Here is an 11,851-nt window from a genome sequence, read left to right on the forward strand (position 1 = left end):
GCAATTACTATTCTTTCACAACCATGTTATGATAGATATTTTGCACGTCATCGTCTTCTTCGAGTCTTTCGATGAGTTTTTCAATATCGGCGGCTTGCTCTTCGGTTAGTTCTTTTGTATCGGTCGGAACTCGTTCGAAATCTGAATGAAGTAATTCATAACCTTTTTCTTCGAGGTGTTTTTGTAATGCACCAAAGGCCGTAAATTCACCATAAATATTGATTTGGTTGGCTTCTTCGTCCAAGAAAACTTCTTCTGCTCCAAAATCAATCAATTCAAATTCTAATTCTTCGATATCAGTTTTCCCATCATTTGCAATCTTAAAAACAGATTTACGGTCGAAGATAAAATCGAGCATTCCCGAAGTTCCGATGCTTCCTCCGCATTTAGTGAAATGACTACGAATATTGGCAATCGAACGGTTAGTATTATCAGTAGTACATTCAACCAAAATAGCTACACCATGTTGACCATAGCCTTCATACACCATTTCTTTGTAATCTTCTTGGTCTTTCGATGAAGCACGTTTGATGGCATTATCAACGGTTGCTTTAGGCATATTAGCCGCCTTTGCATTTTGGATTAAGGCACGTAAACGTGAATTACTGCTTGGGTCAGTACCTCCAGATTTTACTGCAATCGCAATATCTTTACCAATTCTTGTAAAAGTTTTTGCCATCTGCCCCCAACGTTTCATCTTGCGGGCTTTTCTAAATTCAAACGCTCTTCCCATTATTTATAAAAATTCTAATATTTTGTATGTCTTTATTTTGCTGCGAAATTATGAAATTTTACGCAAAAACGCACAAATATATTTTAATTGGAAGGTAATATCCATTCTTTTTAACGTCGGCAAGGTTAAACCCACAGTGGAACTGCTTGCCGACGTTTCGAAACTACTTAGTTCGATAAGGCAAGTTCTTCGCTACCTGATTGAGCAGGCTGGTAGTAAGTTGGTGCGGCGTATCCATTCTGTTATTTGGTTGGTTTGAAAGAACTGTTGACCAAACCAATTCGCCAGTGGCGGCATCAAAAAGTTTTACATCGGTTTCTACGCCATCATTGAATCTTGTGTTGTTCATCATTACGGGCGAGATTGACATCGAGCGATCGGTTGGGCGACTGATTTTTACAATCAATTCGCCAAAAATAACGGCATCAACATCTAAAAGTTTGGCCAAATCAGCTTTATTTTGAAACTTAATATCTTCTAAGCGAATACCATTTGCTGCCAAAACCTTGTTGGTGCGAGTAAAATCTTGAAACGCAATTTCGTAGCGGCCCTTTTCTACTTGTTTGGCCACATTCATAAAAAGCTCTTTTTGGGCGTCGAGACTTGCCTCTTGCTCTTGTTTGCTGAAAGGGCGTCTTACTTGCTGAACAGGACTTCCTTTTGCCTGCTTTGAGTAGTCGAGTGGATTCTGAAACTGAACCCCAAATGGTAAAATGGCGATTTTTTTATGCGTATTTTTGATTGTAGCAAAGTTTTCGGCAACGAAATCTTTTGACGATGCACAGCCCGACAACACCAAAGCAACCAAACCGATGGCCAATAAGCCTTTATTTATTTTTGAAGTTTTCATTTTATATTTGGTTTTATAGATAATTAACGAACTTTGATAAGGCATTTATTATGAGAATGTTTTTTTTAATTCAAACGTTGTATAGTGGTAAAAATAATTGATGCCAGCCCTTGCAGCGAAAAATCATACATATTGATATGGACGCATTTTTTGCGTCGGTTGAGCAGCGTGATTTTGTAGAATTACGAGGGAAACCCGTGGCCGTAGGTGGAAGTAGCGAGCGTGGCGTGGTAGCAGCGGCCAGCTATGAAGCTCGGAAATTTGGCGTTCGCTCGGCTATGTCTTCACGGATTGCGAAACAAAAATGCCCGAATCTGATTTTTGCAAAACCTCGTTTTGAAGTTTATAAGCAGGTTTCGAGAGAAATTCGTGAGATTTTTCTCGAATACACGCCTTTAGTTGAGCCGCTTTCGCTCGATGAAGCCTATTTGGATGTAACCGAAAACTTGAAGGGAATCTCAACCGCCACCGAGATAGCCCAAGAAATAAAAGTCAGAATCAAAGAAAAAACTACGCTAACTGCTTCGGCAGGCGTTTCTATCAATAAATTTTTGGCAAAAATTGCCTCCGATTACCGCAAACCCGATGGGCTTTTTGTGATAAAACCTTCACAGGCCGAGGCTTTTGTAGAAACCCTCGAAATCAGTAAATTTCATGGTATTGGTAGAGTTACGGCCGAAAAAATGCACAAAATGGGTATTTTTACGGGAAAAGATTTACGAACAAAAAGTGTAGAGTTTTTGGTGAATAATTTCGGGAAAGTTGGGCGGTATTACCATGACATTGCCCGTGGTGTAGATAACCGAGCCGTGAACCCCGATAGCATCAGAAAATCGGTTGGTGTAGAAAATACCTTCGACCGTGATTTAACCGAACCCGATGACCTTTACCTCGAACTCGATGATATTATCGAACAACTTTGGCGAAGAATGCAGCGGTCGAATGCCTTTGGTAAAAGCATTACACTAAAAATAAAGTTTGCCGACTTTGAAAGCATTACTCGCAGCCGTACGACACAAATTGCAGTTTTTGAAAAAGATTTTTTGGCAAAAATCGCCTACGAAATGCTCAATAATCTACTTCCAATGCCCAAAGGTGTTCGTTTGATGGGTGTTTCGTTTTCAAACCTCGAATTTGCCGATGAAATGATTGGGCGACAACTTACATTGGGTTTTTGATTCTTTGCCCTAACTCTTCGAGTTTTAAATCTAATCCATTTAATTTGTGGGGTTAAAACTCTAATCTATCCAATGACCGAATCAACTTATCAACAACTACAAATATCACCCTCACTTGCCGAACAAATTGCTTTTGAGTATTTCAATATTCAAGGAAGTGCCAAGCCATTGGCAGGCGAAATAGACTTTAATTTCAAAATCATGAGTTCTGAGAAATCATATATTTTGAAAGTAAGTCGCCCCAATGCGGCTCTCGAATACCTGACTTTTCAAGATGATTTATTAAAACACCTCGAACAAAAATCACCCGATTTTACTTATCCAAAATCTTACAGAAATGCGGATGGCCAAGGCATTTTCGATTATATCGACGCTCACGGAAATACGAGAAAAGTACGCCTTTTAGAATGGATTGATGGGCATTTGTATTCGGCGGTAAGCCCTAAAAGTGAAAATTTGCGGTTTTCGCTTGGCCAAAAATGCGGTCAAATAACTAATGCACTTTTAGATCTTAATCATGCCTTAGCTAAACGTAGTTTCGATTGGAATTTGGCCGATGCTCTTTGGGTAGAACGATACGTTGGGCTATTTTCGGAAAAAGAACTCGAAATCATCAGCTTTTTCATCGAAAAATTCAAGGCAATTCAGCCGCAGTATCAGAACCTCAGAAAAAGTACGATTCATAATGATGCCAATGATAATAACATCATCGTTTCGCATCAATTACAAAATCCAAGCGTTGAGGCCATCATCGACTACGGCGATAGCGTTTACTCGCAGATTATCAACGATTTATCGGTCGTTTTGGCTTACGGAATCATGGATTTTGAGCAACCTTTGGAAGCTGCAAAAGCCATTGTGGCGGGTTATCATCAGCAGTTTCCGCTTTTAGACGAAGAATTGCAGGTGCTTTACACCACAACCGCCATGCGTTTGGTGATAAGTGTTACGAAATCGGCCATCAATAAAAAGAAAGAACCAGAAAACGACTACTTGCTGATTAGCGAAAAATCTGCGTGGCGACTTTTAGAACAATGGAAAGATATTTCGGAAAATTACGCCTATTATACCTTCAGAAGTGCGTGCGGAATGACACCTTGCAGCACTTACGAAGCCTTTGTCGAGTACGCTCAAAATGGTCGTTGGACGATTGAAGACTTAATTCCCGAAAGTAAAAACAAAACCATCACTCCGCTTGATTTGTCAATCGCTTCGACTTTTATTGGTAATTTTAGTAATTATATCAATTCGGCGGCACTTGACGATAAAATTAGTCGAAAAGTGAAGGAAGAAAACCTGCTTTTTGTGGGCGGTTATGGCGAAGCAAGACCGATTTATACGACCGATGCGTTTAAGATAAAAACCAACGAAGGCTACGAGCATCGCACGATTCATATTGGCGTTGATTTCTGGACGTTGGCTCACACGGCGATTCATGCCTTAGAAGATGGCGAGGTTTTTGGCTGCCATAATAACGACCACCCGAAAGACTATGGCCCAACGCTCATCCTGAAACACCAAGTAAACGGTTTGGTGTTTTACACACTTTATGGCCATCTGACGAAAGAAAGTTTAGTCGATAAATTTATAGGAAAAACTATCAAAAAAGGTGAAAAAATAGCCGAGATTGGCCTTGAAGCCGAAAACGGAGCGTGGTCGCCGCATTTACATTTTCAGATAATCTTAGATATGTTGGGGCATGAAAATGATTTTATTGGCGTTTCGAGTCCGAGCAATTGGCCGATTTTTTCGAGTATTTGCCCCGACCCAAATCTTCTTTTCAAAACACTATTGCTTAATTCAAAAAAACGCACCGAACAGCTTGACCAAATCAATTATCGAAAACAGCATTTGGGTAAAAGTCTGAGTTTATCTTACGACAAACCGCTGAAAATAGTCAGGGGCGAAATGCAGTATTTGATTGATGAATTTGGCCAAAAATACCTCGATACTGTCAATAATGTTGCTCATGCAGGCCACGAACACCCAAAAGTTGTAGAGGCTGGTCAGCAACAAATGGCAGTTTTGAATACCAACACTCGTTATCTGAATGATGAAATTTTGGGATTTGCCGAAGAATTGCTCGCTACTTTTCCCGAAGAATTATCGGTTTTGCATTTTGTAAATTCGGGTAGCGAAGCCAACGAATTGGCACTAAGAATGGCCAAAGCCATGACTGGAGAAAAAGACATAATTGCCTTAGAAATTGGCTATCACGGAAACACACAAGGCTGCATAGATATTAGTTCGTATAAATTTGATGGGAAAGGTGGTAAAGGTTGCCCCGAACACACGCACATTGTTCCGCTACCCGATGCGTTCCGTGGTATTTATCAAGGCGAAAATACTGGAGAAAAATATGCTAAACACGTAGCGGAAGAAATTCAGAAAATACAATCAAAAAATAGAAATGTAGCGGCTTTTATTGCCGAAAGCATTGTGAGTTGTGGCGGACAAATTGATTTACCCGAAGGCTATTTAAAAGATGCTTACCGCTATGTACGTGAGGCGGGTGGCGTTTGCATTGCAGATGAAGTTCAAGTCGGTTTTGGGCGAGTGGGAAAAGCCTTTTGGGGCTTTGAGTTGCAAGGTGTTGTGCCTGATATTGTCACGATGGGAAAACCAATCGGAAATGGGCATCCATTGGCGGCCGTTGTCTGCACAAGAGCGGTGGCCGATGCTTTTGCCAATGGCATGGAATATTTCAATACGTTTGGTGGAAACCCCGTTTCGTGTGCCATCGGGCGACAAGTTTTGCAGGTAATCAAAGAAGACAAACTCCAAGAAAATGCCTTAGAAGTTGGCGAATACCTAAAAAAACAGCTTAAAAACCTACAACAAAGCTATTCGATAATTGCCGATGTAAGAGGCGAAGGTTTATTTTTGGGAATAGAGCTGGTGGATGAAAACAAAATACCTTTACCAGACGAGACAAACTATTTGGCCAATCGAATGAAAGATTTTAAGATTTTGATGAGTGTCGATGGCCCGCAGCACAATGTACTAAAAATCAAGCCTCCGATGTGTTTTTCAAAAGCCAACGCCGACTACATGCTGGAGGTTTTAACACAAGTTTTGAACGAAAGTTTCATGTTGAGTTTTTAAACAAAAATGCCTCTCACAATTAAGTAAGAGGCATTTTTTGTAAAACAATGTTGTTCGCAACACCGATTCTAAATTGTTCTTTATACATTAGGCTTTTTTACCACCTTTCTTCACTTCTTCAGTTGCTACAACTGGCACGGCTGCCAATTTAGCATCTTCTTTTTTCATGTCACGTTGCATTCCATCAACAACGATTGGAGTTGCTACGAATAATGATGAGTAAGTACCCACGATTACCCCTACAAACATTGCAAATACGAAACCACGGATAGTTTCACCACCGAAAATCAATAATACTAAGAGTACTACCAAGGTCGAGAAACCAGTTACGGCCGTACGGCTCAATGTGCTGTTCAAGGCATTGTTGATAACCGTCGGAATATCTTCTCTTACACCACGTTTTTCGGTTAAATATTCACGAACACGGTCAAATACAACAACAGTATCATTCATTGAGTAACCCATGATTGTGAGTACCGCCCCTACAAAAGCTTGGTCAACATCAAGTGAAAAAGGAAGAATTCCACGGAAAATTGAGAAAATACCGAGAATAATAGCCACGTCGTGGAATAAGGCAACCAATGCACCATAACCAAAAGCCAATCGACGGAAACGAACAAAAATATAAATAAATACCAATACAATTGAGAGTAAAACAGCTTTTAAAGCACCGCCAATGGCATCATTTGCAATCGTTGGACCAACTTTCGATGAACTTGTTACTTTACCTTTATTGCCATTTACGTTAGCTAAAGCAGCATTAACACTTGTTTCAATTTGTTTTTCAACTTCTGGACTTGTGTTTTCGATTTTGTAAGGCGTTGTAATTTTTACTTGGTCGAAACCTCCGAAAGTTTTAATCTCAGTTGCTTGTCCTTCAAAAGTTGCTTTCAAAGCGGCATCTACTTCTTCAGTATTGACAGTTTTTTCAAATTTCGCTACGTACGTACGACCACCCAAGAAATCAACACCTAAACCAAATCCTTTGAAGAAAATAGAAACAATACCTAAGATGATAATCGCACTTGAAATTGTATAGTACAATTTACGTTTCGATACGAAATCAAAGTTTGAATCTTTGAATAATTTCTCTGTCCATTTTGTAAAGAAAGAAACCGTTTTTCCTTTGCTGATATAGTATTCAAACAATAATCTTGAAACAAAAATCGCCGAGAATAATGAAGTGAAAATACCAATCAAAAGAGTTGTTGCAAAACCAAGAATCAAGCCTGAGCCAAAGATAAACATCACCGCACCCGTAATTAAAGTCGTAACGTTTGAGTCAATGATTGATGACATCGCATTTGTGAAACCATCACGCACGGCCACTGGGAATGTTTTACCCAAAACTAACTCTTCTTTGATACGCTCGTAAATCAAAACGTTTGCATCGACCGACATACCAACCGATAATACTAAACCTGCAATACCTGGCAATGTAAGTGTTGCACCAAAAGATGCCATTACTCCTAAAAGTAAGAATAAGTTAACGATAAGGGCAATATTAGCAATCAAACCAGCCTTGTTGTAATAAATCATTACGAAAGCTAATACGAACAATACACCAATAATTGATGAAAGGATACCCGCACGAGCAGCTTCCGAACCTACGGTTGCACCCACGATGTCTTCTGAGATTACGTTTGTTGGAGCAGGAAGTTTACCCGCTTTCAATACGTTTGCTAAATCGAGAGCCTCTTCGACAGTAAAGTTACCGCTGATGCTTGAGCGTCCACCACCGATTTCACCGTTTACGTTTGGAGCTGAATAAACGAAGTTATCAAGAATGATAGCAATCGGACGACCAATATTTGCACCAGTCAACGCTTTCCATTTTCTTGCACCTTCTGCATTCATTTGCATTTCAACTGCTGGCTTGCCTCTTTCGTCAAAATCTTGTGTTGCGTTTGTTACAACATCACCTTCCAACGGAGCTTTACCTAAGTCTTTCACAAAATACATATCAACGATTTCCTCGCTTGCGTTCGTACCATTAGCACGTGGTTTTACATCGTATAATGCACTTGCATTTGCTGGGAAAAGTGCCTGTACATCTGGGCGACGCATGATTGTGTTCACTCGTGATGTATCTTTTACACGTACAGCCACACCGTAGCCAGTTCCGATAAATAAATTACTGAATGCGTTTGTTTGACGTTGAGCCAAAGCCGCCGAATCTTTCTTAGACGTATCTGTTTTGCTTCCACCAGCCAATTTCGCTGCCAAGCTATTTTTTGAAGTATCGTTCGTTGCAGTTGCTGAATTATCGCCTTTTCCTGCGGCAGGCGTTCCTGCTATTTTGCCTAAATCAGTTTTAGCAGAAGCCTTTGCATCAGCATCCATTTGTAATAAAATAGCCGCCAGACCATCAAATGCTGGAGCGATTTCTTGCATTGTATAAACTTCGCAGAACTCCAATTTTGCAGCACCCGAAAGTAATTTACGCACACGTTGTGGATTGTCAACACCCGGTAATTCAACTTGGATACGGTTAGTACCTGACAAACGTTGTAAGTTAGGGTTAGCCACACCAAATTTATCAACACGTGTTTGGATAATACGGAATGCACGGTCGAAAGCACCATCAACTTCTTTCTTGATATAGCTAACAACTTGACTATCAGAAGATTCTAAACTCAATACACCACGGTTAGAACTATTCGAGAAAATGCTCGCTAATTTTGTATCTGGAGCAACTTTCTTAAACTCATCCGCAAACAAATCGACGAAGTTTGTGCTGCTTGTTGCTGCTCTTTCTTGTGCTTTCGAGATAGCTGTCGCTACTTTAGGGTCACGTGAGCCAGCCAATGCACGAACGATTTCGGTTGGAGAAACCTCCAAAATAACACTCATACCACCTTGAAGGTCAAGACCTAAGCCTAATTCTTGCTTCATTAAGTCTTCAGTAGTAGTCATTCCTAAGAAAACTGGTTGTTTCCAAAGTGAATCTAAGTAGCGTTGTTTTTTTGTGTAATCTACTTTACCTGATTTATCTGTTGCATACGCTTCTGCGTCTTTTCTAATATCGTTGGCTTTCCAAGTACGAGCCAAGAAATAAATACTAATTGCTAAAAAAGCCACCAATAGAGCGACTATACCACCTTTGTTTCTCATTTTAGGGAAATGTTTGTAATAAATAAAATTTGATAGAAAATAATACATGGAATCACGAAGGACTCATGATTCAAGCAATAAAAGGAAAGAAAAAAATATATTTCTTTCAGAGCGAAAGATTTATGGGGCGTTGGGAGCAATAAAATGCTCGTAGAGATTCTCGAAATAAGAAAGTATGAAAATTGGCTTCGTGAAAACTTTAGCCGTTTTTTCGATATTTAGATAAATAACTTGCGGAGTAGGTAAAATGAGGGCGTCGTGGTTGAAGTCGAACGCATGGCTGGGTACAACCACCTCCAACGACAACTCGCTAACAACTGTTTGGTTTTCAGATTGCTGCTTTTTGTCAGACTTCTCTTGCTTTGGTTTATTGGGCTTATCATGTTTTTGTTGGGGTAGCTGCTTGCCGAAAACGCTCGTCAGCATCACCATCATGAACATCAAAAGTCCAAAAGCACGTGATATGTATGAGTACTTCTTCATTTTAGGAACGCAAAGCTACAAGAATTTCTCGAAATAAGTCAAATCTTATGCCAAAAATTCAAAAAAGTGAGTTTAGGTTATGATTACGAAGCTACTCTTCAAAATTAATAGCTAAGATTTGAAGATTAAGACATTAATAATTTAAAGAGTTTCTAAAATTCACATACTTTGTCGGCTTGCATACCTTTGTGTAAGTAGAAAAAGCCTAAATTGCAGTCGAAATATAATTTTAATGAAAATAATCGTCATCATTCCAGCTTTCAACGAAGCAAAATCTATTGATAAAGTCATTGCCGAAATTCCAAAAGATATTGTTGGAGAGGTTATCGTTGTAAATAATAATTCGAGCGATGAAACCTCAAAAGTTGCTCGTCAGGCAGGAGCAACGGTTTTAGATGAGCCCCGACAAGGCTATGGATTTGCGTGCTTAAAAGGGATTGATTACGCAAAAAAACAAAAACCTGAAATTGTAGTTTTCTTAGATGCCGACTATTCGGATTATCCTGAAGAAATGCGAGAATTGATAAAACCAATTACTGAGCAAAATTATGATATGGTGATTGGTTCAAGAGCCTTGGGTGAGCGTCAAGCTGGCTCAATGACCATTCCACAAATTTTTGGTAATTGGCTGGCTACAAATCTTATGCGTTTGTTTTATGGTGTGCATTATACCGATTTAGGACCTTTCCGAGCAATAAAGTTTGAATCGCTTTTGGCTTTAAATATGCAAGACACAACCTATGGTTGGACAGTAGAAATGCAGCTAAAAGCCGCCAAAATGAAAATGAATACTACCGAAATGGCTGTCAATTACCGCCGTAGAGTAGGAAAGTCAAAGATTTCGGGAACTGTGAAAGGTACTATTCTGGCTGGTTATAAGATTATTACTACTATTTTTAAATATTTGTAAAAGTCAATGGAGTTATTCATTCTTGTCATTTACGCCATTCCGTTGGTTTTTATTTTTTCTTATAGCTTGGTGCAGTTGAGTCTGATTATTAATTATTTAGGCAAAAAACAATTATCAACTATTAATTATCAATTATCAATTGATACCTCCCCTTTCGTAACGATTCAACTTCCTATTTATAACGAACTTTACGTTGTTGAGCGATTGATTGATGCGGTTGCAGCTTTTGATTATCCAAAAGACCGTTTTGAAATTCAAGTTTTAGATGACTCAACCGACGAAACGGTAGCAATTATTGCTCGAAAAGTAAAAGAAATACAAGCATATGGGATTGATATTCAGCAGATTAGACGAGAAGATAGAAAAGGATTTAAGGCTGGTGCATTGGCTTATGGAATGAAAATTTGTAAAGGCGAATTTATCGCTATTTTTGATGCTGATTTTGTTCCGCCAGTCGATTTTCTTCAACAAACAATTCCCCATTTTGCAGCACAGAAAGTTGGAGTAGTACAAACTCGCTGGCAACACCTCAACGAAAACTATTCTTTGCTGACTAAGCTTCAAGCCTTTGGTTTAGATGCTCATTTCACGATTGAACAAGGCGGACGAAATGCTAAAAATCATTTTATCAATTTCAATGGCACAGCAGGAATTTGGCGAAAATCTACAATCGAAGACGCAGGAGGCTGGTCGGCTGATACTTTGACCGAAGACTTAGACCTAAGTTATCGGGCTCAAATGCGAGACTGGAAATTTATATATTTAGAAAACGTTGGATGCCCCGCCGAACTGCCCGTAACGATGAGTGCGGTCAAATCTCAACAATATCGTTGGACGAAAGGTGCGGCTGAATGTGTGTCGAAAAATATAAGTAAGCTATTGAAAGACAGTCATTTAAGTGTTTCTACGAAATTACACGGTTTTTATCATTTGATGAATAGTGCGGTTTTTGTTGCAGTATTTTTCCTGTCGATTCTGAGCTTACCTGTAATGCTTATTACTTCAAACTCTGATAGATTCGATGTGTTTTTTCGATATACTGCTTTATTTCAAGTAAGTTGGGTGATTTTAGGGGGCTTCTACTGGATTTCTTTCCGAAAAACTGGACTTGGTTTTTTTGAATTTGTGAAGAGATTTGTGCTGTTTTTGTTATTTATGATGGGGCTTTCTTTTCATAATACTATTGCCGTAGTTGAAGGTTGGATGGGTCGCAAAACACCATTTGTGCGTACACCCAAGTTTAATGTAAACAAACAATCGGATTCGTGGCGAGGAAATAAATACTTGACAAAAAACCTTGGTAAAAGCACTTGGATTGAGCTTTTGTTGATGCTTTATTTTATTGTAGTTCTGGTTATTGAGATTTATCAAAGCAACTACGGTTTAGTGCCTTTTCATCTGATGCTAATTGTTGGTTATGGAAGTGTGTTATTTTACACATTTAAGCAGATGAAAATTTAGTTTTATTACAAATCGGA

General features: G+C 39.2%; 8 protein-coding genes. 4 read left to right on the plus strand and 4 right to left on the minus strand.

Features of this window, described 5'->3' with window-relative positions; all coding sequences use genetic code 11:
• Nucleotides 1-7 precede the first annotated feature (7 nt).
• Together A6M55_RS11790 and A6M55_RS11795 are read right to left on the minus strand one after the other, a co-directional pair.
• Nucleotides 8-733: a YebC/PmpR family DNA-binding transcriptional regulator gene (locus tag A6M55_RS11790; protein WP_064197789.1), complete on the minus strand. Its 726-nt coding sequence runs from the start codon at nucleotides 731-733 to the stop codon at nucleotides 8-10.
• Between the two features lie 163 nt (nucleotides 734-896).
• Complete coding sequence (locus A6M55_RS11795; RefSeq protein ID WP_156511042.1) at nucleotides 897-1,583, minus strand: hypothetical protein; 687 nt, start codon at nucleotides 1,581-1,583, stop codon at nucleotides 897-899.
• Nucleotides 1,584-1,720: 137 nt separating this feature from the next.
• Between A6M55_RS11795 and dinB the strand changes: the two genes are divergently transcribed.
• Together dinB and A6M55_RS11805 are read left to right on the plus strand one after the other, a co-directional pair.
• Nucleotides 1,721-2,761, plus strand: coding sequence for a DNA polymerase IV (dinB, locus tag A6M55_RS11800; protein ID WP_229235523.1), 1,041 nt, complete (start codon nucleotides 1,721-1,723; stop codon nucleotides 2,759-2,761).
• 72 nt (nucleotides 2,762-2,833) lie between these two features.
• Nucleotides 2,834-5,866 carry an aminotransferase class III-fold pyridoxal phosphate-dependent enzyme gene (locus tag A6M55_RS11805; RefSeq protein WP_064197792.1) on the plus strand — a complete coding sequence of 1,011 codons (3,033 nt, stop codon included), beginning with the start codon at nucleotides 2,834-2,836 and terminating at the stop codon, nucleotides 5,864-5,866.
• 87 nt (nucleotides 5,867-5,953) lie between these two features.
• Here the strand turns inward: A6M55_RS11805 and secDF are convergent, their stop codons facing one another.
• Both secDF and A6M55_RS11815 read right to left on the minus strand, forming a co-directional pair.
• Complete coding sequence (secDF, locus tag A6M55_RS11810) at nucleotides 5,954-8,980, minus strand: protein translocase subunit SecDF (RefSeq protein ID WP_064197793.1); 3,027 nt, start codon at nucleotides 8,978-8,980, stop codon at nucleotides 5,954-5,956.
• 120 nt (nucleotides 8,981-9,100) lie between these two features.
• Nucleotides 9,101-9,463: a hypothetical protein gene (locus A6M55_RS11815; RefSeq protein WP_064197794.1), complete on the minus strand. Its 363-nt coding sequence runs from the start codon at nucleotides 9,461-9,463 to the stop codon at nucleotides 9,101-9,103.
• 232 nt (nucleotides 9,464-9,695) lie between these two features.
• Between A6M55_RS11815 and A6M55_RS11820 the strand changes: the two genes are divergently transcribed.
• Both A6M55_RS11820 and A6M55_RS11825 read left to right on the plus strand, forming a co-directional pair.
• On the plus strand, nucleotides 9,696-10,373 hold the full coding sequence (locus A6M55_RS11820) for a glycosyltransferase family 2 protein (protein ID WP_064197795.1): 678 nt from the start codon (nucleotides 9,696-9,698) through the stop codon (nucleotides 10,371-10,373).
• A 6-nt stretch (nucleotides 10,374-10,379) separates the two neighbouring features.
• Complete coding sequence (locus A6M55_RS11825) at nucleotides 10,380-11,834, plus strand: cellulose synthase family protein (protein ID WP_064197796.1); 1,455 nt, start codon at nucleotides 10,380-10,382, stop codon at nucleotides 11,832-11,834.
• The last annotated feature ends 17 nt before the right edge of the window (nucleotides 11,835-11,851 follow it).

The organism is Emticicia sp. MM (assembly GCF_001649495.1).